This is a genomic window from Micromonospora sp. URMC 105 (assembly GCF_051386295.1).
In the GTDB taxonomy this organism is placed as follows: domain Bacteria; phylum Actinomycetota; class Actinomycetes; order Mycobacteriales; family Micromonosporaceae; genus Micromonospora.
Map to the genome: position 1 here is coordinate 1 of NZ_JBPQTL010000014.1, position 23640 is coordinate 23640.

At 69.0% G+C, this 23640-nt stretch carries 20 protein-coding genes, 1 tRNA gene and 1 pseudogene; 8 read left to right on the forward strand and 14 right to left on the reverse strand.

Features of this window, described 5'->3' with window-relative positions; translation table 11 throughout:
• Nucleotides 1–164 precede the first annotated feature (164 nt).
• The 3 genes from ACSNN7_RS07290 (at nucleotide 165) to ACSNN7_RS07300 (ending at nucleotide 3737) form a co-directional block, all read left to right on the forward strand.
• On the forward strand, nucleotides 165–2288 hold the full coding sequence (locus ACSNN7_RS07290) for an MMPL family transporter (RefSeq protein WP_436679880.1): 2124 nt from the start codon (nucleotides 165–167) through the stop codon (nucleotides 2286–2288).
• Nucleotides 2278–3519, forward strand: a complete 1242-nt coding sequence (locus ACSNN7_RS07295; RefSeq protein WP_436679881.1) for an NAD(P)/FAD-dependent oxidoreductase — start codon at nucleotides 2278–2280, stop codon at nucleotides 3517–3519. Before ACSNN7_RS07290 ends, ACSNN7_RS07295 begins: the two co-directional genes overlap by 11 nt.
• 141 nt (nucleotides 3520–3660) lie before the next feature.
• A tRNA-Ile gene (locus tag ACSNN7_RS07300) sits at nucleotides 3661–3737 on the forward strand.
• 617 nt (nucleotides 3738–4354) lie between these two features.
• On the opposite strand, the gene ACSNN7_RS07305 is transcribed toward ACSNN7_RS07300, so the two are convergent.
• The 4 genes and pseudogenes from ACSNN7_RS07305 to ACSNN7_RS07320 form a co-directional block, all read right to left on the reverse strand.
• Nucleotides 4355–4879: a hypothetical protein gene (locus ACSNN7_RS07305; RefSeq protein WP_436679882.1), complete on the reverse strand. Its 525-nt coding sequence runs from the start codon at nucleotides 4877–4879 to the stop codon at nucleotides 4355–4357.
• Between the two features lie 430 nt (nucleotides 4880–5309).
• Nucleotides 5310–6860 carry a recombinase family protein gene (locus ACSNN7_RS07310; RefSeq protein ID WP_436679958.1) on the reverse strand — a complete coding sequence of 517 codons (1551 nt, stop codon included), beginning with the start codon at nucleotides 6858–6860 and terminating at the stop codon, nucleotides 5310–5312.
• 6 nt (nucleotides 6861–6866) lie between these two features.
• Nucleotides 6867–7342 (reverse strand): annotated as a pseudogene (locus ACSNN7_RS07315) (recombinase family protein); the annotation flags it as partial.
• Nucleotides 7343–8148: 806 nt separating this feature from the next.
• The gene (locus ACSNN7_RS07320) at nucleotides 8149–9024 is read right to left on the reverse strand and encodes a replication-relaxation family protein (protein WP_436679883.1); all 876 of its coding nucleotides are present in this window, start codon (nucleotides 9022–9024) and stop codon (nucleotides 8149–8151) included.
• 448 nt (nucleotides 9025–9472) lie between these two features.
• On the opposite strand from ACSNN7_RS07320, the gene ACSNN7_RS07325 reads away from it, so the two are divergent.
• On the forward strand, nucleotides 9473–10846 hold the full coding sequence (locus ACSNN7_RS07325) for a helix-turn-helix domain-containing protein (protein ID WP_436679884.1): 1374 nt from the start codon (nucleotides 9473–9475) through the stop codon (nucleotides 10844–10846).
• Here the strand turns inward: ACSNN7_RS07325 and ACSNN7_RS07330 are convergent.
• Complete coding sequence (locus ACSNN7_RS07330; RefSeq protein ID WP_436679885.1) at nucleotides 10843–11406, reverse strand: NUDIX hydrolase; 564 nt, start codon at nucleotides 11404–11406, stop codon at nucleotides 10843–10845. The two genes, ACSNN7_RS07325 and ACSNN7_RS07330, sit on opposite strands and share 4 nt — an antisense overlap.
• A gap of 234 nt (nucleotides 11407–11640) precedes the next feature.
• Here ACSNN7_RS07330 and ACSNN7_RS07335 point away from each other — a divergent pair, with 234 nt between their 5' ends.
• Genes ACSNN7_RS07335 through ACSNN7_RS07350 form a run of 4 tightly spaced genes read left to right on the forward strand, consistent with a single transcriptional unit; the run spans nucleotide 11641 to nucleotide 15626 of the window.
• Nucleotides 11641–12681: a hypothetical protein gene (locus ACSNN7_RS07335; RefSeq protein WP_436679886.1), complete on the forward strand. Its 1041-nt coding sequence runs from the start codon at nucleotides 11641–11643 to the stop codon at nucleotides 12679–12681.
• Between the two features lie 20 nt (nucleotides 12682–12701).
• The gene (locus ACSNN7_RS07340) at nucleotides 12702–13694 is read left to right on the forward strand and encodes a hypothetical protein (protein ID WP_436679887.1); all 993 of its coding nucleotides are present in this window, start codon (nucleotides 12702–12704) and stop codon (nucleotides 13692–13694) included.
• Nucleotides 13682–14587: an NAD-dependent epimerase/dehydratase family protein gene (locus ACSNN7_RS07345; protein ID WP_436679888.1), complete on the forward strand. Its 906-nt coding sequence runs from the start codon at nucleotides 13682–13684 to the stop codon at nucleotides 14585–14587. Before ACSNN7_RS07340 ends, ACSNN7_RS07345 begins: the two co-directional genes overlap by 13 nt.
• Nucleotides 14580–15626, forward strand: a complete 1047-nt coding sequence (locus tag ACSNN7_RS07350) for an FAD-dependent oxidoreductase (protein WP_436679889.1) — start codon at nucleotides 14580–14582, stop codon at nucleotides 15624–15626. The genes ACSNN7_RS07345 and ACSNN7_RS07350 overlap by 8 nt, the downstream gene beginning before the upstream one ends.
• On the opposite strand, the gene ACSNN7_RS07355 is transcribed toward ACSNN7_RS07350, so the two are convergent.
• The 9 genes from ACSNN7_RS07355 to ACSNN7_RS07395 form a co-directional block, all read right to left on the reverse strand.
• A complete protein-coding gene (locus ACSNN7_RS07355; protein WP_092380476.1) occupies nucleotides 15619–16638 on the reverse strand; it encodes a tryptophan--tRNA ligase in 1020 nt (339 codons plus the stop codon). The two genes, ACSNN7_RS07350 and ACSNN7_RS07355, sit on opposite strands and share 8 nt — an antisense overlap.
• Nucleotides 16639–16711: 73 nt before the next feature.
• Complete coding sequence (locus ACSNN7_RS07360) at nucleotides 16712–17362, reverse strand: HAD family hydrolase (RefSeq protein WP_436679890.1); 651 nt, start codon at nucleotides 17360–17362, stop codon at nucleotides 16712–16714.
• Nucleotides 17363–17366: 4 nt separating this feature from the next.
• Complete coding sequence (locus tag ACSNN7_RS07365) at nucleotides 17367–17981, reverse strand: hypothetical protein (RefSeq protein WP_436679891.1); 615 nt, start codon at nucleotides 17979–17981, stop codon at nucleotides 17367–17369.
• On the reverse strand, nucleotides 17966–18466 hold the full coding sequence (locus ACSNN7_RS07370) for a hypothetical protein (protein ID WP_436679892.1): 501 nt from the start codon (nucleotides 18464–18466) through the stop codon (nucleotides 17966–17968). Before ACSNN7_RS07370 ends, ACSNN7_RS07365 begins: the two co-directional genes overlap by 16 nt.
• Entirely contained in the window at nucleotides 18463–19461 is a 999-nt protein-coding gene (locus ACSNN7_RS07375) for an SMODS domain-containing nucleotidyltransferase (protein WP_436679893.1), read from the reverse strand. Before ACSNN7_RS07375 ends, ACSNN7_RS07370 begins: the two co-directional genes overlap by 4 nt.
• A 170-nt stretch (nucleotides 19462–19631) precedes the next feature.
• A complete protein-coding gene (locus tag ACSNN7_RS07380) occupies nucleotides 19632–20468 on the reverse strand; it encodes an ImmA/IrrE family metallo-endopeptidase (protein ID WP_436679894.1) in 837 nt (278 codons plus the stop codon).
• Between the two features lie 209 nt (nucleotides 20469–20677).
• Entirely contained in the window at nucleotides 20678–21589 is a 912-nt protein-coding gene (locus ACSNN7_RS07385) for a hypothetical protein (protein ID WP_436679895.1), read from the reverse strand.
• Between the two features lie 61 nt (nucleotides 21590–21650).
• The gene (locus ACSNN7_RS07390) at nucleotides 21651–22646 is read right to left on the reverse strand and encodes a hypothetical protein (RefSeq protein WP_436679896.1); all 996 of its coding nucleotides are present in this window, start codon (nucleotides 22644–22646) and stop codon (nucleotides 21651–21653) included.
• A gap of 88 nt (nucleotides 22647–22734) precedes the next feature.
• Nucleotides 22735–23610, reverse strand: coding sequence for a DMT family transporter (locus ACSNN7_RS07395; RefSeq protein WP_436679897.1), 876 nt, complete (start codon nucleotides 23608–23610; stop codon nucleotides 22735–22737).
• Nucleotides 23611–23640: the final 30 nt, after the last annotated feature.

The following is a 23640-nucleotide window of genomic DNA, read 5'->3' on the forward strand; positions in this document are numbered from 1 at the left end:
CCACCAGCGGGAGTACGGCGAGTGCGGAGAAGGTGGCGGCGAGCACGATGCCGGCCGAGGGTCTGGTTTCGGCCCGGTGGGGTGGGCTCGGGCGGCAGGATGGGCGATGTCGGCTTAGTCTTTCGGTGCGTCGATTGGTGCGTCGATTCAAGGGACGGGTGGAGATGGCCGGGAGACGGGGCGCGGGCGCGGCCACGCTGATCGCGGTGCTGGTGGTGCTCGGGTGGCTGGTGGTCGGCGGGATCGCCGGGCCGTACTCCGGGAAGCTCGGCGAGGTCGCCACCAACGACAACGCCTCGTTCCTGCCCGCCGAGGCCGAGGCCACCCGGGCGCAGGACCTCGCCGGCCGCTTCGTGGAGCGGCAGAGCACCCCGGCGCTGGTCGTCTACGAGCGCAGCTCCGGCGTCACCGACGCCGACAAGCAGCGGGCGACCGCCGACGCCGCGCGGTTCGCCCAGGTCCCGGGCGTGATCGGACCGCTGCCGCCGCCGATCCCCAGCCAGGACGGTCAGGCGCTCCAGGTGGTCGTACCGATCGACGACGCCGACGGCGAGGAGATCGGCCGGGTGGTCGATGAGCTGCGCCGGATCGCCGGCGGCGACCGGGACGGACTCACCGTCGACGTCGCCGGACCGGCCGGGCTGCTCGCCGACCTGATCGAGGTGTTCGGCGCGATCGACGGGCCGCTGCTGCTGGTCACCCTCGTCGTGGTGCTGGTGATCCTGCTGATCGTCTACCGCAGCCCGGTGCTCTGGATCTTCCCGCTGCTCGCGGCGGGCCTGTCGTACGCGCTGGCGGCGGTCTTCGTCTACTACCTGGCGAAGCACGACGTGATCCAGCTGAACGGGCAGGCGCAGGGCATCCTGACCGTGCTGGTCTTCGGCGCCGGCACCGACTACGCGCTGCTGCTCATCGCCCGCTACCGGGAGGAACTGCACCGGCACGAGCGCCCCTGGGACGCGATGAAGACCGCCTGGCGGGGCGCCGCCCCGGCGATCATCGCCTCCGGCGCCACCGTGATCGTCAGCCTGCTCTGCCTGCTGCTGTCCAGCCTCAACTCCAACCGGGCGCTCGGCCCGGTCTCGGCCGTCGGCATCGCCGCCACGCTGCTCGTGATGCTCACCTTCCTGCCCGCGCTGCTGCTGCTCGGCGGCCGGTGGGCGTTCTGGCCCCGCCGGCCCCGGGTCGACCAGGCCGACCCGCAGACCGAGCACGGCATCTGGAGCCGGGTAGCCCGCTTCGTCGCCCGGCACGCCCGGCCGGTCTGGCTGGCGACCGCGGCCGGGCTGGCCCTGCTCACCCTCGGCCTGACCCAGCTCGGCGTCACCACCCTCGGCCAGTCCGACCTGTTCACCGAGCGCACCGACTCGGTCGCCGGGCAGGAGGTCATCGCCCGGCACTACCCGGCCGGCACCGGCAGCCCGGCGACCATCTTCACCAACCAGCAGACCGCCCAGGAGGTCGCCCGGGTGGCGCAGGGCGTCCGGGGCGTCGCCGCCGTACGCCCGGTCACCGACCAGCGGACCGGCCCGCCTGAGGAGAATGCCCCGCCCAAGGTGGTCGACGGGAAGGTGCAGCTGGAGGCGACCCTCGCCGACCCGCCGGACAGCGACGGCGCGGAACAGGCCATCCGCGACCTGCGCGCCGCAGTGCACCGGGTCGCCGGTGCCGACGCGGTGGTCGGCGGGTTCACCGCGATCAACGTGGACACCTCCGCCGCGTCCACCCGGGACCGCAACGTGATCATCCCGGTGGTGCTGCTGGTCATCGCGGTGATCCTGGCCCTGCTGCTGCGCGCCCTGCTCGCCCCGGTGCTGCTCATCGCCACCGTGCTGCTGTCGTTCCTGGCCACCCTCGGCCTCTGCGCGCTGATCTTCCGGTACGCCTTCGACTTCCCCGGGGTCGACGCGTCCTTCCCGCTCTTCGCGTTCGTCTTCCTGGTCGCCCTCGGCATCGACTACAACATCTTCCTGATGAGCCGGGTCCGCGAGGAGTCGGTCAAGCGCGGCACCCGCGGCGGGGTGCTGGTCGGCCTCGCCGTCACCGGCGGGGTGATCACCTCGGCCGGCATCGTGCTCGCCGCCACCTTCTCCGCACTCGCCGTACTCCCGCTGGTGGTGCTGGTGGAACTCGGCGTGGCGGTCGCGGTGGGCGTACTGCTGGACACCATCGTGGTCCGCTCACTGCTGGTGCCCGCGCTGTCGTACGACATCGGGCCGAAGATCTGGTGGCCCAGCCGGCTGTCGCGGACGGCCCGGACCGAGACGGAGGCCGGACATGCTGGCTGAGACGGACGTCGTCATCGTCGGCGGCGGCCTCGCCGGGCTGGCCGCCGCCCGGCGGCTGCACCGCGCCGGCGTGCCCTGGCGGCTGCTCGAGGCGGGCGACCGGCTCGGCGGCCGGGTCGCCACCGACGCGGTCGACGGTTACCTGCTGGACCGCGGCTTCCAGGTGCTGAACACCGCCTACCCGCGGCTGGGCACCCTGCTCGACGTCGGCACCCTGGAGCTGGGCCGGTTCACCTCCGGCGTGCTCGTCCGCCGCGGCGAGCGGCTCGACCGGCTGGTCAACCCGCTGCGCGCGCCCGGCGCCGCGCCAGGCACGGCCCTGGCCGGCGTCGGCTCGCTGCTCGACCGGCTCCGCTTCGCCGCGCTCGCCACCGGCTGCGCCACCCTGCCGAAGAGCCGGCTGCTCGCCGCGCCGGAGACCACCACCGAGGCGGCGCTGCGCCGGGCCGGGCTCTCCGACGCGATCATCGAGGAGCTGCTGCGGCCGTTCCTCTCCGGCGTCCTCATCGACCGGGAGCTGGAGACCTCCAGCCACGTGCTGGCGATGATCCTGCGCTCCTTCGCACGCGGCCGGATCGGCCTGCCCGCGCGGGGAATGGCCGCGCTGCCCCGGGCCGTCGCCGAGCCGCTGCCCGCCGACCTGATCGAGCTGGACACCCCGGTCGCCGAGGTTGCACCCGGCCGGGTCCGCACCCAGGCCGGTGACATCGGCTGCCGCGCCGTCGTGGTCGCCGTCGACCCGCCCGCGGCGGGCATGCTGCTGCCCACCCTGGCCCGGGTACGCATGCACAGCTACACGACCTACTACCACAGCACCACCGAGGCGCCCCTGGACGAGCCGATCCTGCTCCTCGACGGGGACCGGCGGGAGCTGGTCGCCAACACCGTCGTGGTCAGCAACGCCGCGCCGACGTACGCGCCGGCCGGCTGGCACCTGGTGGCCACCTCCGTGGTCGGTCCGAACGCCCCGCCGGAGCCGGCGATCCGGCGCGAACTGGACCGGCTCTACGGACGCTCGACAGCGGACTGGACCCACCTGACGACCGTCGAGGTCCCCGAGGCGCTGCCCGCCGCGCCGCCGCCACAGAGGCGGCTGCGCAAGCCGGTGGCGCTCGGCAACGGCCTCTTCGTGGCCGGCGACCACCGGGACAGTCCATCGATCCAAGGGGCGCTGGCCAGCGGCTGGCGTACGGCGGGAGCGGTGCTGGCGGAACTGCGCGCGGTGGGCTGATCCGGCGCGGTGCGGGGGACCGTGCCGAGCGCTGCTGACTGTTATCCTCGCGTAGCCCATCGTGCCGGTCGGGTGCCATTTGTCGGCCGTTTCGGTGGTGGCCGGTGATCCGTCGAGCGGGATACGATCCGGCGCGGTATCGGGGCGGTAGCTCAGCCGGTTAGAGCAGGGGACTCATAATCCCTCGGTCGCGGGTTCGAGTCCCGCCCGCCCCACCACGCAAACGCCCTGTTCAGCCATGCTGGCGACGACCCGGACGAACCGCGTCGAGGTCCGGACCGACACCTTCAGTCCGCACTGAGTCCGCAGCAGCACGACCCGCCGCCCGATCAAGGCGGCCCGCAAGCGGGCCGCGCCGGCCCGGCCCCGGCCTGCTGGCGACCTCCGGCCGGCATCGGCCGGGCCGGCCGGCCACGCTGGCGGAACCAACAAGGGCATAAAGGGCTGAGGCGGAACGATCGCCGTCGGGGTTGCTCGCCGTCAGGGTTAGGGCGATCGGCTGCCGCGCAGCAGAGCTGCTTGCCCTCGGCCTCTCGTGGGCACCGCTCGCGGTTCGATGACGACGAGGACCAGGGGGTGCCCCATCCCCCGGGTGCCCGATCCTCTACGCCGCCCGTCCGGCGTCAAGGGCGCTGCGCGTCGGCCCGCCGATGGCCTACGGCCACCCTTGACCCCGACCGGCCGCCGCAGTCTTGGCACCCATCCGGGGGATGGGGGCAGTTTGGCGGCCATTCCCAAGCCGACAGTCGGCCCGTGCCCGCGTGCCCGTTGGGAAGGAAGACGACGGTCAACGGCGGTCAGCTCCTGGGCGCGGCAACCAGCGTGGCGAGGCAGGTCAAGCCGGGTCACTGCCGAGCGACTTCCGCCCGCGCCCTCCATACTCCCTATCACGTGGCCTTAAGAACCTCCGTCCAGATTGGAACATTTCATTCAGCATTCGCATCTTGCCTTGATCTGGGCCTTCTCGGGTTGCCCATTCGTTGTCGATTAAAAAGTCCTTCCAGGCGCTACGCTTACGCTCCATCAAGTCATCATTATGCGAATGGTTTTGAATCAAGCTGCGGTAGCCCCACAGCGCACGAATGCCGAAAACTTCCTCTTCCAGGGTGGTAAAGCTCCAGCCTGACGGCAGCGAGGCGTCAATAAACTCGAACAGTTCGACATGAGACCAGACCGGCCGAGCGTAGTCGTTCAGCACAAGGAGCCCAAGGTTCCCCTGCCTGATCGCCATCGCGTATACCGCATAAACACTGCCGACTGATAGCTGAAACTTGGTGGATTCAGAATTTGCCGTGAGACTAAGTACCGATTGCGGCAAATCGCTTCCACGGTTTCCAATGCAGACAACCTGCATCACCACCGCTCATCCACCCCCGAAATGCGGCCCTTGATCTTGAGGCCATCAATTGCCCCGGTTTCTCCGTGCGGCGATTCCAAGGGCTCCCAGCTGCGGCTCCCGAGCCCCAATACCGCCAGCGCTGCCGCCAACGGAGGGTTTGTCGTTCTGCGAGGCGACGGGGGACGGGCCGGCGCACCTAGATCGATGATGGGCATAGGGCAGGTTATCCGTTGGTCAGGACAACCCGCTCGCACCGGTGCGGGCCATCCACGGGCCAGTAACCGTGGCGCCGAGCGGTCATGACGGGGCACGAACGGCATCCGGCTCTGCCGCCGGCCGCAGGCGTTTCGGGCATCACCACCGCTTGAGCACGCTCTTCCAAACTGGCGGTACGGGCTGCGATGATCGCGTCGTGGGTGGTGGCGATGACGGCAGCGAGGACTGGCGTGAACTACGCACGCAGCTGCGCGTAGGCCAACGCCTGACCGGTCGCGTGTGCTGGGTTCCAAGTCCCGGTGTAATTGGGGTCGGTGTCGACCTCGGTCTTGCCGTGAAGGGCTTCGCGGATGTCCTGGTGCTGCCCTGCGACGCGGCGCAGTGGCCGACGCTCGGCACCGTAACCGAGTTCGAGATCATTCATATCGATGAGCGGCCTCAGATCCGTCTGCGGCCCGTCGAGCCGAGCTACCGAGCGGACCATCCATAGGTGGGCGGTCCGCATCCAGTCCGCAAGAGGTCGACGGACAGTGGGCGAGTAATGCGAGATGCCGAAAGGTGTTCCCGCTGCTAGACGGCCATGTGCCCAGGCCGGTGGGACGGGCAATTTGATCTCATAATCCCTCGGTCGCGGGTTCGAGTCCCGCCCGCCCCACCGACCGCACCATTGTGCGAACCGGTGGTACTCCTGAGAGGTGCCCCCGTCCGTCTCGGGCGGGGGCATTGTCGTGTCGGTGGGGATCTTGAACACGGGTACGACTCCCTGGTCGGTGAGTTGGACTTCGGCGATGAGGGTCTCGATGGCGGCTTTGCGTTCGGTGGCGGTGCCGCTGGTCATGATGGTGCTGAGGTGGTCGCGGATGCGGGCGACGGTGCCGGGCAGCGGGGGCGCGGGCTGGGACGTCAGGCCGGCGTCGAGTTCGGTGTGCCGGGCATGAAGTTGGGCCAGCCGCTGGCGGAGTTCGCGGATGCGTGGGCCGGCGGTGGCGTCGTCCATGGTGCCGTTCTCGAACGCGGTGTGATACCGGTCGATCGCGTTCTCGGTGGTGGTGATCTGGTTGGCGGTGGCGGTGAGTTCGGCGCGCCGGTCGTCGGTGGTGGTGTCGTGTTGGGCGTGGGCGCGTTGGATCATGGCGGCGAGGACGGGTTCGGCGGTGGTGTAGAAGTCGAGTAGGGCTTTGAGGATCATGTGGTCGAGGTCGTCGGCGGGGAGCCGGGGTGCGGTGCAGGTGGCGTGTTTGCCGTAGCGGGTGCGGGTGAAGCAGGTGTAGTAGCGGTAGCGGCGGGTGCGGCCTTTGGCGGACGTGCCGATGTAGCGCTGTCCGCAGCGTGGACAGGTGAGTAGGCCGGTGAGGTAGTAGTCCGAGTCGGACATGGCCCGCTGGGTTTGGACGTCACCGCGGGCGGCGGCGATGTCCTGGGCGCGGCGGAACGTGTCCCGGTCGATGAGCGGCTCGTGGGCGTCGGGGACGTAGACGTCGCGGTAGGCGATGTCCCCGAGGTAGGCGGGGTTGTCCAGGATCCGGTTGATGGTGTGTCCGGACCACTTCTTGCCGGTGCGGTTCGGAACACCGCGAGAGTTCAACTCGGTGGCGATGGCACGGGTCCCGAGCCGGTCGCGGGTGTAGAGGCGGAAGATGTCCCGCAGGATGGGTGCCTCGTCGGGGTGCGGCACCAAACGCTGCGTGTCGGGGTTGACGAGGTAGCCGTAGGGGCGGGTGCCGCCGGCCAATCGGCCTTTGCTGGCTTTCGCGGTCATGCCGCTTTTTACCCGGTCGATGATCATGTTCCGTTCGTATTCGGCGAAGACGGCGAGGAATTGCAGCATCATGCGGCCGACCGGGCCGCCGGTGTCGACGGGTTCGGTGGCGGAGGCGACGCGGACGTTGGCGCGTCGAGGGTGGCGGCGAGGTCGACGAAGTGGGCGAGGCTGCGGCTGAATCGGTCGACTCGGTAGACGAGGAGGACGTCGTAGAGGCCGGCTTTCGCCGCGTCGAGTGCCTTTTTGAGGCCGGGGCGTTCGGTGGTGGCGCCGGAGGCGTCGTCTTCGAATTCGTAGACGATGACCCAGCCGGGGTTGTTGTCGACGTAGCGTCGCAGGGCGGTGCGTTGGGCGAGGAGGCTGAAGGGTTGGTGTTCGTCGTCGGTGGAGCGTCGGATGTAGATGCATACCCGGCACGGGCCGGTCGAGCCGTCCGGCTGGGTGGTGGTGGGGGCGCGTCGGCCGCGCCGCTTTGGTGGGCTGGTGGGGGTGGGCTTGCCTGCCATGAGGTGGTTCCTCCGTGCGGGGTTGCGGTGGGGGTTGGCTGGCGGCGAATCGCCCGGTGGTGGGCCGCTGCTGGCGTTGGGCGAGGGGGTTCAGGCGGCGAGGTCGGGGTGCTCGCGCGCCAGAAGTGGTTGAGTAGGACGGCGAGGGCTTCGGCGGCGTTGTCGAGGTCTTCGGCGGTCATGGGAATGGTGTCGATGCGTGCGATCCGCATCGGAATCGTCGTTTTTCTTTCGTTGGTGGGGACGTGTTTCGCACCGCCGTTATTGGTGGCGGTACCGGGATGCGGTTCGTCAGGATAGCTCCGGACGGCGTTTTCGTCGTCATACGGCGCGGTGGCCACGGTCCTCCGAAAAGCGTGTGAAGCTGCTGGGGTCGGAGTCCTTCGTTCATGTGGTTTCCTTTCCTGCGCGGATTCGCGCGATCGATCCGATTGATGCGGAAGAGGCGACTCATGACGGGTCGCGCTGCTGCCGCGTGAGAGGCGGGGACGATACCTCGGCGCGCTGTCACCGGGAGGCGATGCGGACTGTCAGCGACTCACGGAAACTCACACAGGGCGCCAGAGAGCGACTGACAGATGCGAAGCGTTGCTGTCACGGCGTGAGCAGAGGTATCTTTCGCGCCCCGTCGGGCGGGAGAGGCGTGGCTGCGGCTAATCGCTGCCGTGTTTGCCGGCCGCCGCCGTCATCGCGGTTCGGGAAGCAGCCGTCGCGCCCGCTGGCCTGCGGGGCTCAGCGGCGTGATGGCCCTTGACGCGGCCTGTGTGGGCGCGTGTCCGGTCACCAGGGGTGGGTTGCCGTTGGGGTCAGGTGGCCTGTTCGGTGCGGCTGTCGGCGGCGGGGAGGTCAGCTAGGCGCATCGGCGCCCCGTGGTGGCGGTGCAGCCACCACACGGCTTCGGCGGGGTTGATGTCGGTGACGTCGGCGTGCACGGCGGTGGCCACCGGGTAGATGGTCCCGGCGGCGGCGAGTTCCTGGTGTAGGTGCCGCTCGCGGGCTGGGGAGTGCAGCCAGAACAGCACCGGCCAGATCCGGCCGGTGACGTGCGCGAGTTCCCGATATCCGTCGATCTTGTCGACCAGGCGGGACAGCGGCCGTTCGGTGCCGAGGTCGTGCTCCAGGAAGAACGGCACCCTGCGGTCGCCGTCGACCCAGATGCCGTGCCCGTCCGGCCGTGACCTCGGCTGGTAGATGCGCACGGTGACGTCGTCGTCGGGCTCGGCGAAGGCACCCATCTGCTGGCAGCGTCCCGCCGGCCACCAGCGCACCAACTCGCTACCGGGATGGGTGCGGGCGTGACCCGCCAGGGCGGTGAAGAAGCCGTTGACCCCGAGCAGGTGCGGCAGGTTCGCCCGCCTCGTCAGATGCCACCGCCTCTTGCGGGCCTGATCCTTACGCGGCAGGTCCTCGCCGCGCTGCGCGGCGACGACCTCGACGCCGAGCTGCGCCAGCACGTAGTGGAACGGGTAGGAGCCGCCGTCGGGCTTCTGCGGCCGGAACCGGTCCACCACCTCCAACTTCTTCATCAGCGCCCGCAGGCGCTCTTGGGCGTAGTCAACCGACGGGTAGAGGGCTTCGGCGATCTGGAAGGAGGTGAGCACGCCGTGGTCGGCCAGCCAGCCGAGCAGGACGAGGTCGCGGTCGGTGAGCTGAGCCTGCACCCGAAGCAGCTGATCAGGCATGCGCCACCACCCACCCAGGGGGGAGAGACCCAGTCGGAGGGTCTGTCGCAGCACGGCAGACAGTGCTGACAGCGGCCCTGACCTGGGCTGTGAGCCGAACCAGAGGGTCCGTTCGGGGGTCCTGTTGAAGAGGGACGCCAAGTGGGAGACCCAGCAGGACCCGCAACGGGAGGTCAAGCCCGTCGCTGTCGACGTAGAGACGATGGGGTGCTGGTGGGTCAGCGAGGTTTGCCGACCCGTTCGAGTAGATGATCGTGGGCATCACGAATACGGCCTTTCGATAGAAGTTGGGGCTGTACGGCAACGGGGGTCGGTCGCGCCAGGTCCACGCCTGACAGGGTGGTAACTGATTGCTTTGGCGCGGTCGCTGTCCGAAGAGGTAGCGTCCATCGATGGAAGCGATGTAGCCGCACGTGTCCAGCCGACCGACGTTCGGGGGTTGCATGCCATGTCTGGGCGGCAAGCTATCGATCCAGCGTTCGGGGCGTGCCTGAAGGCGCTGCGCACAAAGCGCCGGCTGTCTCTGCGCCGACTTGGTCAGCAGATCCACTGCTCTCACGGCTATCTGTGGGATCTGGAGGCCGGCCTGAAGCGTCCGAGCCCCTCCGTGCTGGCGCTTCTCGAGGCAGCATTGGGCGCGGGCGGGGAGTTGCTCGCGTTGGCTTCCGCAGCGTCAGCCGACGGCGGCGAGGCCTCAGCAGGCGCGGTCAACGCCGGTGGCGCCACGATTCCGGGGCTAGAGTTCGCAGCGGATTGGCAACGCGGTGTTGCCGTCGCGACCGAGCTGTGGCGGGACGATATGCAACGGCGGGATCTACTCCGAGGCGTCGGCTTCAGTGCGGCGGCGTATCTCTCACCAGCCGTGCGCTGGCTGACCGCGCCGCTGGACGAGTCGCCCGCGAGCGCTGGAGAGCGCCTCGTCGGGGAACCGGAGATCGAAGCCGTACGGCGCGTCACGGGCGTCTACCGGTCGCTGGACAACCAGTACGGCGGGACGCGGGTCCGGGACAGTATGGTGCGCTTCCTCGACACCGAGGTGGCTGAACTGCTACGCGGTCGGTACGACCAGCGGACAGGCCGAGCCCTGATGTCCGCTACTGCCGAGGCGACACAGCTGGCCGGTTGGTCGTCGTACGACGCCGGCCTACACGGGCTCGCGCAGCGATACATGGTGCAGGCGCTACGACTGGCTGCCGCAGCGGGCGACCGACCGCTGGGTGCGGAGATCATGGCGGCGATGAGCCACCAGGCTGCCTACCTTCGTGCCTCGACGGAGGCGGTTGATCTGGCCCGTGCCGCCGGTTCGATGGCGGCTCAGGCCGGGGTCGCGGCGATTGAGGCGGAAGCGGCGGTACTCGAAGCGCAGGGTTACGCGGTCGGCGGCGACGAGGCGGCGTGTGCCGCCGCGCTCGACCGGGCTGAACGCGCGTTCGACCGTGCGGAGCGCGGCAGCGACCCGCAGTGGATCGGCTACTTCGACGAGGCGTACCTGTCGGCGAAGTTCGGGCACTGCTTCACCGCCCTCGGGCAGGGCAAGACAGCCGCACGCTTCGCGGTCCGCTCGCTCGACATGGACGGCCAGACGTACGCCCGCGGACGCCAGTTCAACCTGGCGCTCCTGGCGGTGGCTCACGTGCAGTGCGGTGATCCCGAGCAGGCGGCTGTCGTGGGTGTGCAGGCGGCCACGGCCGCGGAGCGGTTGCACTCGCGCCGCGCACGGGACTACCTTGCCGACCTGGCAGATCGGCTCGGCCCGTACCAGGGGCTTTCCGCCGTGGACGAGTTCAGCGAGCGGGTCCTGCCGCTTCTGCGGTCTGCCTAGATCCGCCCGGACGCCTTCGCCAGCAGCGTCGCGAGCAACCCCGTCACGGACCCCGCGCCAACGATCTCGCCGGCCTCGATGCGCTGCTGCACCTCCGCCAGCGGAATCCATCCGAGCCGTTCGGTCTCGTTGATGTCCGGCGCCGCGCCAGTGGGCTCGGCGCCCCGGGCGAGGTAGACGACGTTTGCCTGGTCGATCGTTCCCACCATGGGCTGGAACGCGATCAGCGGCTCCATGTTCTTGGGCCGCCAGCCCGTTTCCTCCTCAACCTCCCGGGCGGCGCACACGGCCGAGTCCTCATCCGGGTCGAGGTAGCCGCCGGGAAGTTCCCACACCCAGCGGTCGATGATGAACCGGTGCCGCCACATCATCAGGACCCGGTCGGCATCGTCGAGAACAACCACCATCGCGGCAGACGGCACCCGCAGCACGTACTGCTCGAAGCGCACGCCGTCCGGTAGCTCCACGTCGGCGACGCTGAGTACCGCGCGTCGCGTGTCATCGATGACGCGTTCGCCGTGAATCGTCCACTCGCTGGCCCGTCGGGCGTCCGTGGTCATAGACCCACCCTAATTCAGCCATCCGTGGGCCTCACATGTCCGGGCGACGGTGTCGGCTGACACCGGCTGACATCGACACCGTTCATCTCACGCTGCGTCGGCGGAAGGCTACTGATCGACGGAGGTGGGGGTCAGGTTGATCCGTTCCCGGCTGTCGCAGGCTGGCGCCGGGAGTCGGCCGCGCGGATCTCATCGTCTCCGTCAGTCCTGCCACCCCTCGACGGGAGATCGCAGATGACCAGCGCCACGGCGGCCAGGTCCGCCCCTGAAAAGAACAGCGGCCCCTCTGACTTCAGCCGGGAGGTTCTCCGCTCCTTCCTCCAGGACAGGTCACCGACCTCGAACGAGCGATGGCGTCGATGGTGCACCGGCCTGATCGGGGGCGGTCACCTCAGCGCGTCGGACCTGCTCGATTGGTGGACCGAGGTTGTCGAGTTCGATCCGGTGCTCCGCAGACACGTCACGCGACCCGTCACCGTGCAGGACGGCACGGTGGTCGTCGCCGGCAGCGGCAAGGAACAGTTCAAGACGTTCAACGTCAGTACCGCCGCGGCGATCCTCGCCGCCGCGGCCGGCACCCCCGTCGTCAAAGGTGTCTCCCGTTCGGTGTCCGCAATCTCCGGCGCGGCGGACATCCTCGACGTCCTACGGATGAGGCCGGTCATCGACCCGGCGGGCATACCGGACGCGCTACAACGGCACAACATCGCCTTCGTCTCCTATCCGCTCTTCTGTCCCCGGTACGCGGACAGGTATGACGGCGTCTTCAACTCGATCAATCCCGCGAGCTTCTTCATGCCTGTGGCGACGCTGTGCGTAAGCGCCTCCCGCTTCCTGTTCGGTCTCGCCCACCCCGATGTGGAGCTGTCGGCACGCGCGCTCCGAGCCATCCGTCCCGATGTGGTCGCCGGGACGGTCGTCTCCACCGATCTCACCGACGGGGAGACAGTCGACGAGTACTGCGGTGTCGGCACCGTCCGCCTTGCGCGCGCCAACGCCGAGCTGGTCGATTCGACCACTCGCGCCAAGAGCGCCCCCGCAACGGGGTGGCGCACCGCCGTTGCCCATCGACCGACTCACGCGGCCAACGCCGCGCTCGCCGCCGAGGCACTCGCGCCGGGTGGCGACTCGCCCGCCACCAGCCTTGTCGAGCTGAACGCCGCGCTCATCGTTGGCCCCGACGCCCTTACCGACGACTCGCTCGATCGCGTACGGCATGCCCGACGTTCCGGCGGAGCCATACGCCTGCTCAGGGCGTTGTCCGAGAGCCGCTAACCCCACACCAAGGAGGACAGATGCCAGCCATCCCGATGGATCAGCACACCACCGAGGCTGTCGCCGGGCACCTGGGACCGGCCGCGATCCGCTTCACTCACATCGACGGTGCCGTACCGGTGCTGGAGCCTGAAGTGCGCGACTCGATGGCCATCGTCACCGGGTTCGGCCCAACGAACGCGCCGACCGCCGGCACCCTGTCGGTGATGCTCGGCGCGGTAGAACTCCAGCGGCGCCTCCACGCGCCGATGACGGTCATCGTCTCCGACCTCGGCGCGTGGAACTCCCGCAACGTCGCCTGGTCGACCCTGGTCCAGGTCCGCGACCAGATGATCGCCTTCCTCGTCGCGCTCGGGCTCGACCGCGAGGTCACTGACCTGCGCTCTCACCTCGATCACGCCAACCTCGTCCGCGCCGGCCGCATCGCCCGCTACCTGTCCCGAGCCGACTTTCAGGAGCACCGCGAGAGCCTGCTGGAGCTGTACGCCGACCACGGGCTGCTCGGCAGCGAGATCGGGGTGGTCACCGACTCGCTCTACACCGTGGCCGACGTGCTCGGACCCTTCGACAACGGCGCCAAGCATGTCCTCATGGTCTCCGGCATGGAGGAGGCGTACTTCACCGATCTCGCCCGTCTCGTTCTCGACCGCCAGGCGGACGCCGGAGAGCTGGGTCTTGGCTGGACCGGGAACATCGGTGCCCTCTACTTCCGGGTGCTGGAGGGCCTCGCGGGCTATCCCAAGATGTCTAAGAGCATTCCGACGTCGAGCATCCACCTCAACATGACGCCGGACGAGGTAGCCGAGCGGGTGCTGAGCGATGACCGGGACAGCCAGCCGGCGCTGCTCTCGGCGATCGAACTGGCCAGCGGTTGGGACGCCGCCGGTACCGCTGCCGCGCGGGAGGCGTTCGCCGACCGAGACACTCAACGAGGCCAGTGGCGCGAGGTCCGGGCCGAGTTCTGCGACACCTTCAACCGGTACGCCACGCTGTGGAAGCAGTGCGCGTCGTGAAGCCGGCGGTGGTGGTCCTCGGCGCCTCCGGCCGCCTCGGCCGACGGTTGGTGCCGCTGTTGTCGGCCGCCGGCGTCGACACAATCGCTGTGACGCGCTCACCGGGCACCCGCCAGTCATCCGCCGTCGAGTGGATCACCGCTGAGCTGAGCGATCGCGGGGATCAGGCCAGGGTCGTCACCGCCGTCAGCGAGCGATGCGGCGGTCCGCAGCGCGTGGTCGTGGTAGACCTCGTCCTCGACCGCAGCGGCGTCGATGGCATGCGGCGTAGCGTCCACGCCGCGACCGACACCGTGCTGCGGTTGCGCGACCGTCTCCGAGAGTGCTCCGCCCAGCCCCACCTGATCGCCGCCAGCACCACCGCCGTCCTCGCTCCCAGCCTCTACCAAACACCGTACGGGCTGGCCAAACGGCGCCAAGTCATCACCTACGCCCACGCCGGCATACCCGGAATCGCGCTGCTCCTGCCCATCCTGCGCCAAGCAGCAGACGACGCAACTCCGCGGCGCTGGCCGAGGTGGTCATTCGACCACGCCGCCAACGAGCTGCACTCGGCCGTAGAGGTGGCGCCCGACTCCGCGTTCATCGTCAAGGTGCCGAACCTCGGCGGTGACGCCCCGGACGCCGCCGACGGCCAGATCGCTCCTCCGATTCCAGCCGTGCTGAGGGCTCATCTCCAGTGCCTGCTAACCGATCGGAACAGTTTGCGCGCTCACCGCAGCGCGGCCCGCTCCCGACTGGGTCTGTCTCCACCCCAGCTACGACGCCGCGTCGACCACCATCTCGCTCCGGCCGAGCTCGTCCGCCGCTTCGCCGACCGGTACCACGTCACGATCGTCCGCGACCACGCCGTCTCGACCCCAGACGGAGGAGGAACGCCGCCTCATGCCTGACCGGACGAAGAAGATTCTCGTCATCGGTGCCGGACTGTGTGGCCTCGCGATAGCCGTCACCGCCGCCCGGCGAGGGTTCGACGTCGCCTGTGCCGGCGACGGACGGCGGGGGGCCTCGCTGGCAAACTTCGGTCAGCTGCACTCCGGTGCAGTCCTGGCACCGGTTCTACCCGACGTCGCTCAGGCTTGCTGGCACCACCGGAACGAATGGCCGGACGAACTGCTCCGCCCCGCCCAGGTCGGCGAGGCGCGCGGCTACGCCCTGTTCAACACCGCCGAGGCTGTCGACAGGTACCGCACCGCCTGGCAGCACATCGGCATCGACGTCGAAGAGATCAACCCAAGCCACCCAGCCTTCGCGGCGACGCGCCCGCCAGCAGCCGCGTTCCGCGTACCGGACTTCAGCGTCGACCTCGACATCCTGCACGCCCGCCTGACCGCGCTGGCACGAGACTCCGGCGTGTCGCTGCTGGCGCGGTGTCAGGCCAGACTGCGTCGGGACCCGGAGACGGGGATGGTGACTGTCGACGACTACGGCGGTAGGCAGGACCTGATCGTGCTGGCGGCCGGTGCCGACATCCCCGACTTGCTGGCCCAGACGGGCATCGCGCACACGCTCCGGCAGCGCCGCATCGCCTGGGGTCGGCACGCCGGGATTCGTCCGACCGCCTTGACCTACTGGCTCGACGATGACCTTCTGGCCATCAGTCCCGATCGCACCGACGCGCGCATTGGGCTGCCAAGCATCAACGGCGAGTACGGGACGAACGAGGTCGAGTACGCGCGGATGCGGACGGCACTCGTCCGGCGCGGGCTGCACTCGTCCGACGCCGAACTCCGCTTGCAATGGGGGACCGTCTGCGAACCTTCCACTGCTCGGGCGGACCCGACCAGCTTCGTGGCGGACCTTCGTGATCCCCCTGCTGGCTGGAGCAGAGCGCTCAGCCTTCTCGTCGCGGTACCCGGGAAGTGGACCACAGCGTGGCACTGCGCCGAACGCGTCGTCAGCTCCCTCGAAGAGGAGAGTGAGCTCAACTGATCCCGATGGCGTCGCGGACCCGCTCCAGCACCGGACGGGTCTGCTTGCGCGCCTTGTCCGCGCCGTGCGCCAGCAGGTCGTCAAGCTCGCTGCCCGACGCCATAAGCGCCTCGTAACGGTCGCGCATCGGCGCGAACCGTTCGTTGAGCGCCTCGGTCAGCTGCGCCTTGACCTCGCCCCAGCCCATTCCACCCGCGAGCAGGCGAGCCCGGGTCTCGGCGACCACGGCGGGGTCGCCGAAGCGCTCCAACAGCGTGAACACGGACGAGGATTCCGGCTCCTTGGGCGCCTCCACCGGAACGCTGTCCGTCGTGATCCGACGGATCACCTTCTTCAAGGCAGCCTCGGGGGCGAACAGCGGGATCGTGTTGCCGTAGGACTTGCTCATCTTCCGGCCGTCGGTGCCGGGCAGCGTGTGAGCGGTCCCTTCCTCGGGCACGACGGGCTTCGGGATCTTCAGCTTGTACCGGTCGCCATAGATGCTGTTGAACGAGCCCGCGATATCGGCGGCGTACTCGACGTGCTGAAGCTGATCGCGGCCGACTGGAACCACGTCGGCTTCGACGATCAGGATGTCGACGGCCATCAGTACTGGGTAGTTGAACAGGCCCATGTTCACGCCCGCGTCGAGGTCTTCCCGACCGGCCTCTCGGTTGCGGTCGCGCGCCGCCTTGTAGGCGTGCGCCCGGTTCATGAGTCCCTTGGCGCTCATGCAGGACAGCACCCACGACAGCTCGAAGATCTCGGGGATGTCGGACTGGCGGTAGAAAGTGGTCCGGTCTGGGTCCAACCCCGCGGCCAGCCACGTCGCGGCCACCGAGCGGGTGTAGTGCCGCAGCAGGGCGGGGTCACGGACCGTCGTGAGCGCGTGGTAGTCGGCGATGAAGTACATCGACTCGTAACTGTCCGCTAGGTCGAGCGCGGGCAGGATCGCACCGACGTAGTTGCCGAGGTGCGGCTCGCCCGTCGGCTTGATGCCCGTCAGCGAGACCTTACGCGCCGTAGAACCCATGCCACGACATTACTATGCGGTCAAGCCTGGTCGATGTCCTTGTCGGCCTTGCCAAGTGGTGATGCCCGGCCTGTCAGCTCATCGGCAGACTGAGCAGGTCCGGCAACTCCGCCATGTCGGTGAAGAGCGCGTCAGCGCCGTCGAGCGTCTGATTGGCCGGCACGAAGCCGAGTACGCGCATGCCAGCCGCCCGGGCGGCGGCGATCCCGGACGCGCTGTCCTCGACCACCACACAGCGCCGCGGGTTGGCCCCGCAGCGCTCAGCGGCCAAGAGGAACAGATCCGGGGCCGGCTTGCCGTGCGCGACGTCGGCGGCGGTGAAGATCCGGTGCTCGAAGTACCGTGCGAGCCCACTGGTCCGCAGCGTGAGGGCCACCTTCTCGGGGCGCCCGTTCGACGCCACGCAGAACGGAACATCGAGCAGGCGGATCACGTCCAGCACACCGGGCACCGGACGCACCCGAGCGCGAAGGGCCACGTCAACGGACCGAGTGAGCGAGTCGAACCATCCTGCCGGGGCGGACGTGCCCAGTAGCGCGAGCACGCGCTCGGTGGCCTTCTCCTGGGATAGGCCGGCGAACTCCCGCTCACACTCCTCGTCGGTGATTTCGACGTCGAACTGTCGTAGGTATCCCGCCAGCACACCCGCAACGATCACCTCGCTGTCGACGAGCACCCCATCGCAGTCAAAGATCACGAGATCGGGGCGACGACCTGCAGTCACAGGCTCAGGACTTCTGGGCTGCAGAACCGGATGCCTCGGGGAGGCATGCTCGGCGGCGGAGTCTGCGTATCACCCACCGCCGCCACATGAGGCGGCGGAGCCCGAAGCGGTAGATGACCGCGCATTCCATGCGCGCGACGATGCGATCGATGCCGCGGGGCCCGAAGTCGCCGAGGTTCATCTCGGCGCTCGTCGCGATGGGTGCCTCCTGCCAGGCGGTGCCACAGGCTGGTCCGACGAGTGCGGTGATTTCGCGCAGGCAGCCGTCGAAGACCTCGCTCATGGCACGGCTCTCCGCGGCGATCCAGGCGCGGGACTCTGCCAGCTGTTCCTGCAGGCTGTGCCCTCGGTCGGCTAGGGCGGTGAGGGTGGCGGCCTCGTCGGTGGTGCGGCGGCGGATGCGGTACGGGTATTCGGCCCAGGCGACGAGAGTTCGTACGGCCTGCGCGTATCGCTCGCGGCGGGCGGTGGCGTTCGCGCGGGTGTTGCCGAGGATGGCGCCGATCAGGCCGGCGACGACGCTGGAGCCGAGGATGGACAGGGCGATGGTGAGGGCGGGCGCCTGTCCGGGTCCGGTGTTGGCCGCAGGCTGGGCGACGATCGTTAGGTCCGCGACCACCGAGCAAGCTCCCTTCGCATCGTGGTGGTGGCGACGCGGTGCGGGGCGCGCCGGTCGTCTCCGTGTGGGGCATCTTCGCAGGGCCAATCGCCCGTGCGGCGCCAGGTTTCCTCGAAGATCAGGTGCCGGTGGACGAGGGTGACCAAGGGTTCCAGGCCGTCGGCGGGCAGCCATCGTAGGGCGGGATCGTCACGGTCGTACTGTAGGCACAGGTCCGCGATCTGCGGGTTGCGGTGCTTGTAGGGTCGGCCGCGTCCGGTGCGCGGATAGGCGTGGACACGGTCGCCGGGCGGCATGATGACCAGCCGGACCTGCTCGATCGGGTAGTCCTCGGCTGCGAGCGCGGGGAGCGGCACCAGGGTCAATTCGAGCAGTGCGGAGCCGAGGGGCCCGGTCCGGCCGGTGGCCTGCGCCACGCCGAACACGTCGGCGTGGCGCAGGAGGTGGTCCGCAGCTGCGGCGGGGTCGTCGAACACCGCGCTCACCGGGTACGCCATGACCTCGCCGGCCGGTTCGTCTGCGCGCCGCGCTGCGAGGTCACGGCACGGCCGGTGGAGGTGATGCTGCCCGCCTTCAGCGCGGACAGCGCCTGGGTTGCGGTCTGCGCGGACGGTGCCGGGAACGGCTCGCCGAACAGTGCGAACCAGACCTCGATCGCGCCCTGGTGCTCGCCGTCGGCGGCCAACCGCAGGGCTTCCTGGCCACGCTTAGCCGCGAGCGCGAAGGTCTGACTGAAGGTGTAGCGTTCGCTCGGGGTCCAGTCCTTCGCAAGATCGTCGACGCCGGTCGGATCGCGCACCTCTCCCAGAACTGCCGAGGCCGCGTGCTCGAAGGCGGTGGCCATGGCGGTGGCGTGCGACATCTTCTTCGTGATCGCCGCGTACCACAGCGACTCGATGACCAGGCCGCACAGCTTTTCCAGCGCGGGCTGGTGGGACTTGAACGCCTTGCCCATACGGACCTGGTGCACGAAGACCCCGGTCGTGGTCAGGTTGCGTTCGCTGATCACCCGTCGCAGCGTGCGGGTGTTCGACCGCTCCCACCGGTCGAGGTCCCGGTCAGCGATGAATACGTCCTCGCCACCGTTCAGGTCTTCGAAGGCCGGAACCAGGTCGATGGTGAAGGTGCAGTCGGGGAAGGTCACCTGGAGCGCGTGAGCGGGCTGCTTGTCCACGTCGAAGCGCGCCTCGGGCCAGTGGGCTGCGACGGCGGCGCGGATCGCGGCCATCGCCGCGGCCGGGCCACCCCGCCCGGAGCCGAACCACCGCGGGCGGTAGACCTCGGCCAGGACCACGACCATGTCGACGTCCTTGAGCGGCTTGGGCATGGTCTTGCGGGCGAAGCTGCCCTGCAAGAAGGTCGACTTGGCGATACCCGCCGCAGTCAGGACGTCGGTGATCTCCTGGTGGCGACGCTCAGCCTGCTCCCGTTCGCGCGGGTCAAGGTTCAGCGAGGCGTCGAACTCGTCGAAGGCCCCCACCGTTGTTCGCGGTGCCATGTGCGTATCTGATTCCTAACCGCCGACCCAAGGGTGGCGAGGTTCGCGTGGTCGGCGTAGCGCGGTCCCCGGAGAGACACAGCTGACCCCCGCCTCTCACCTGAGACAGACGACGTAACTCGCTCCGACTGGCCGGCGCCGAAGAAATCTCCTCAGGCGCAGTCGTCGCACCGGGTGGAGGAGCCCGTGAACAGCGACGCGGGTAGCCGTTGGAAGCAGCCTGCGCAGGTCCGTTCGCGGACCCGGGGCTCGCAGCCGCACCGCCCGCACTCTGGGCACGCAGGCCGCGCGCAACGAGAGCACGGGGCGTCGAAGGAGCGGAACTCGTGGCCGCAGTCGGGGTGGTCGCAAATCCGCGCGGCGGCGACCGGGCCAGGGCGAGGTGCCGGGAGCGAGAGCCTCTCCCAGGCAGCGGCATCGGTGACAGCGACCAGCAGCAGGTAGCCGCCCATCGGCACGACTTGGGCGTGGAGTTCCTCCCCGAGAATGCTGTCGCGGTAGCGCAGGCGAGTACGTCCGGTTGCCCGGCCGGCGCGGCCGTACGCCTCGCGAACCGTTGCCACCGTCTCTTGACGGCTCCCTCGAGCCAGGGGCGGCAATCCTCGGCTGGCGGCGAATGAGACCGCGCCATCGGGGTCAAGCAGAACCACGTGGCCGGGGCTTGCCAGCCGTTGCGCGGCCCGGACGCAGACCGCCGCGCGCGATGCGGTCGAGGCGTGCCACAGATCCACGACCTGTGGTCCCGTTGGGCCGCGGTGGTCGATGAACCGATCGACAAGATCAGCCGGCAGGAGAACATCAGCGGCGAACGCATCGCAGGCCGCTTCCTCCAGCATCAGCCCGTCGTCGGGCTGCTCCAGCAACAGGCCGATGAGCGCTGTCTCTGTGCGTTGCAGATGGTGGCCGAGCTCGTGGAGCACGGTGAACGCCCGGCGCCCCGCGCTGGCGGCCTCGGCAACGGCGAGGACCGGCGGCACCTTGTCGTCCACGTAGACCCCCGCGACGCTACAGGCCGGAGCGGCAGCAGTTGGCCTGGTCCGTGCCTCGGGCACCATCCGGACGACGAGGTCGCTCCGGGACTCAAGTACTGCGAATGGAGCTTCCGCAAGCTGATCGCGCATCCCCGGAAGGAGCGTCTCCAGCGCCTCAGCCATGGCGTTTGCCTGCCGCGCGACAAGGTCACGTGCGACGGTGGGCATCAGGACTCCAACGCGATGTGGAAGTACTGGTCGATACGTTCGTCCCATGCTGGTTCGACCTGCGGGCCGGTCTGCCGGGCGGCTATCGCGTTCACTGAGTAGGCCGCGGTCAGCCAGGCAGTGCTCTCTTCGATCCCACGGCGTGCCGCCAGTCGGTTGACCTGTGCACGGCGGCGAGGACGGCTCATCTTCTGTACTAGCCGTCGCGACGGCGCGGGATTGGCTTCCAGGATCGCCCAGTCGGGCATATTCAGTACCAGCGCGAGCTTTGCCGCCTGGTCCGGGGTCGCTGCTACCTGCCCGCGGCGCAGCGCAAGGGCAGTCTGTGGACTCACGTCGAGCAGGTTGATTAACTGAGGCGGGCCGAGCTGCGCTGCCGCGAGCAGACGCCCAAGGCCACCCGAACCTGACGGCGCCCAGCGTGCTCGGGCCAAAACTTCTAGGGCATCGGCCATGCGAGCCTGAACCGCGTGCACCGGGTCCAGAGGGCTGACCGCTGCCCGGCCGCGCGCGGCACCGGCATCAATCGCACGGTTGATCCAGCCGCCGTCGGTAACATCGACCTCGGTGGCACCCAGCCGCCGGTCCAGGACGTGCATCGGCAGATGCCGGGTCAATCCCCCCCATACCGCTACCGTCGTCGCCAGCGAGGTCTGCGCTGCCCGCAGGATCAGGGTTTCTTCATCGGCGTAGCGGTCGTCCAGCGAAATCGGAGCGGCAAGCACATCCTCGTCCCCAACCTTGAGGAGAAGGACCAGCTCCACCACCTCGTTCCACCTCGTCCGCCACACCTGCCCGGGCGCGGGGTCGCCGGGATCGGCCTCGAACGCTGCGCGCACCGCATCGGGAACCCGAACTGTGCTCACCGCACGCAAGAGCCGCGCCAAGCCTGGCTCTCCGTTCTGCGCCATCGAGACATCCTCACCTTCGGCCGAGCGGCCCTTCCAACGACACCCACTCTGAACAGACGACCTAACCCTCGGCGTCCGTTCGGCTGCATATCCGCACCAACTCCAGCACCACTTTTTCATGATCAGTGTCGTCGACTGTGGCCAGCCGCACCTTCTCGATCAACGCCTGTCCGGTGGCCCGTGCGGCAGCCGGTCCCACGTCGAGCAGGGCGCTCCAGCGCTGCGGCTCGCCTAGGAGCGGTAGCAAGCGACGCTCAGACTCCGTCAAGCCGTCAAAGAACTGTCGAGCCCGCAGCATCACGTCCCCGACTCCCTCGCCATCGAGCATTTCTGCCAGCCCGGTGGTCTCGTCATCGAGGGAGACGAGGTACGGCACGCGCAACAGTCGAAAGCGGGTCTGGAGCACACGCGCAAGGTCTTCCGTCCGGACGCTGCCAGACGCCTCGATGAGTACCGCCTCGGTGATCACCAGCAGCGCCGACACCGTAGCCTGTGGCGTCGGACCAGCATGATTCCAAGCCGAAACTTCCACGCCGCGCACCGCGAACGCCGCCCGCTCCAACGCCGCCAGATCTCCCTGCCACGGCTCCCGCGAACGGCCGGCCAAGCCCCACCGATCACCAGCGCATTCCGTGAACCTTGCGTCCTTCTGAAGCAGCCCAGTAAGTCGTCGGCGAAGCTTGCCGCGCTCGGTCTTCTTAGCCTGATCCTTCAAGAAGTTCTCGATCGCCGCCAGCAGCAGGCGCTCCAGCGAAGGACCATCCGTCGAACGTGCATAGCAGTCAAGGACGAACTTGTGGCACTCGTCAGGGTTATCGGCGTCGGGCCGAGCGAACATGTCCGCCAGCAGATGATCAACGGCGTCATCGCTCCACCGGTCGTAGCCGTCCGGCGGAGGAAAGTTCCTCCGAGGAGATCGTGTGCACTGCCGCCCCAACTGCCGTAGCAGTTCCAAAGCGGCCACGCCGATCTTTCCCGCGCGCAGCTCGGCTAGGGCCGAGTCTGCCCGCCTGGGCATCGTTGGGTCGACCGCCGAGGGGCTAACAAGATCCGTCATAGCGACACATCACCGCCGACAGACTAGACCGGGCGGTCGAGGCCCTTACAGCTCAACACGCTCGCCCACCGAGGGTCGGGACGACGTTCTACGGAGGCGTCGGCTCGCTGCGGTGGGCGGCGAGTACGGACCCGACAACGATCGCCGTGAGTCCGAGGATCGCAGCCATGCTGATCTGCTCGCGCAGGAAGGCCACGCCGAAGGCGACGGCGAACGCGGGTGAGAGATAGAAGGCGAGCGCGGCGCGGGCCGGTCCGATCTGGGTGATGAGCTTGTAGAAGAGCGCGAGTGTCGCGCCCGTGCACGCGATCCCGAGCACGAGCAGGGCCGCTGTCGCTTCCAGTCCGGGCAAGCTGCTTGGAACCGTCGTCGAGGCGGGCACGGCCACGGCCACGGTGGTGACGAGCATGGCGGAGGTGGCGACACCGAGGGGCGGGGCCTCGGCATATCTGCGATGTATCAGCATCGCGCCTGCGGCATAGCAGACCGCCGCGACGAGGATGAGCGCGCCGCCGAGCAGCGCGAGCCGGCCTCCACGCAGGTCGACGCCGAAGAGCAAGACCAGGCCGACCAGGCCGAGGAGCACCCCGGTCAGGCCCTTCCAGCCTTGCGGGCGCTCGTCGGGTGCGAAGCGGAGGGCGAGGAGCGCGACGAACAGTGGCTGCGCACCGACGAGGATGCCGGCGACGCTCGCCGACACGTATTGCTGGCCGTAGGTGAGCAGCAGCAGCGGCGCCGTGGACTGCACCAGCACCGTCTCAATGATCGCCCGAGGGTTGCGCCAAACAGGCCGAAGGGAGTCCCGGCGTATCGCGAGGGGAAGCAGCAGAAGCGCGGCGAGGAGTACTCGGCCAAGGACGACGAGGGTTGGCGAGAGATCCCGCAGAGCGACGGTGATGAGCGGGTACACCGCGCCCCACAGGGCGGACAGGATGACCAGTTCGATCCAGGAGCGGCGGGTCACAGCGGGTCGGACCGGGTCGACGTACGCACG

Coding starts and splice junctions, on each gene's coding strand:
- ACSNN7_RS07335 (WP_436679886.1), top strand. CDS start 11,641: ATGACCAGCGCCACGGCGGCCAGGTCCGCCCCTGAAAAGAACAGCGGC.
- ACSNN7_RS07340 (WP_436679887.1), top strand. CDS start 12,702: ATGCCAGCCATCCCGATGGATCAGCACACCACCGAGGCTGTCGCCGGG.
- ACSNN7_RS07385 (WP_436679895.1), bottom strand. CDS start 21,589: ATGGCGCAGAACGGAGAGCCAGGCTTGGCGCGGCTCTTGCGTGCGGTG.
- ACSNN7_RS07295 (WP_436679881.1), top strand. CDS start 2,278: ATGCTGGCTGAGACGGACGTCGTCATCGTCGGCGGCGGCCTCGCCGGG.
- ACSNN7_RS07350 (WP_436679889.1), top strand. CDS start 14,580: ATGCCTGACCGGACGAAGAAGATTCTCGTCATCGGTGCCGGACTGTGT.
- ACSNN7_RS07330 (WP_436679885.1), bottom strand. CDS start 11,406: ATGACCACGGACGCCCGACGGGCCAGCGAGTGGACGATTCACGGCGAA.
- ACSNN7_RS07320 (WP_436679883.1), bottom strand. CDS start 9,024: ATGCCTGATCAGCTGCTTCGGGTGCAGGCTCAGCTCACCGACCGCGAC.
- ACSNN7_RS07390 (WP_436679896.1), bottom strand. CDS start 22,646: ATGACGGATCTTGTTAGCCCCTCGGCGGTCGACCCAACGATGCCCAGG.
- ACSNN7_RS07355 (WP_092380476.1), bottom strand. CDS start 16,638: ATGGGTTCTACGGCGCGTAAGGTCTCGCTGACGGGCATCAAGCCGACG.
- ACSNN7_RS07290 (WP_436679880.1), top strand. CDS start 165: ATGGCCGGGAGACGGGGCGCGGGCGCGGCCACGCTGATCGCGGTGCTG.
- ACSNN7_RS07310 (WP_436679958.1), bottom strand. CDS start 6,860: ATGATCATCGACCGGGTAAAAAGCGGCATGACCGCGAAAGCCAGCAAA.
- ACSNN7_RS07325 (WP_436679884.1), top strand. CDS start 9,473: ATGTCTGGGCGGCAAGCTATCGATCCAGCGTTCGGGGCGTGCCTGAAG.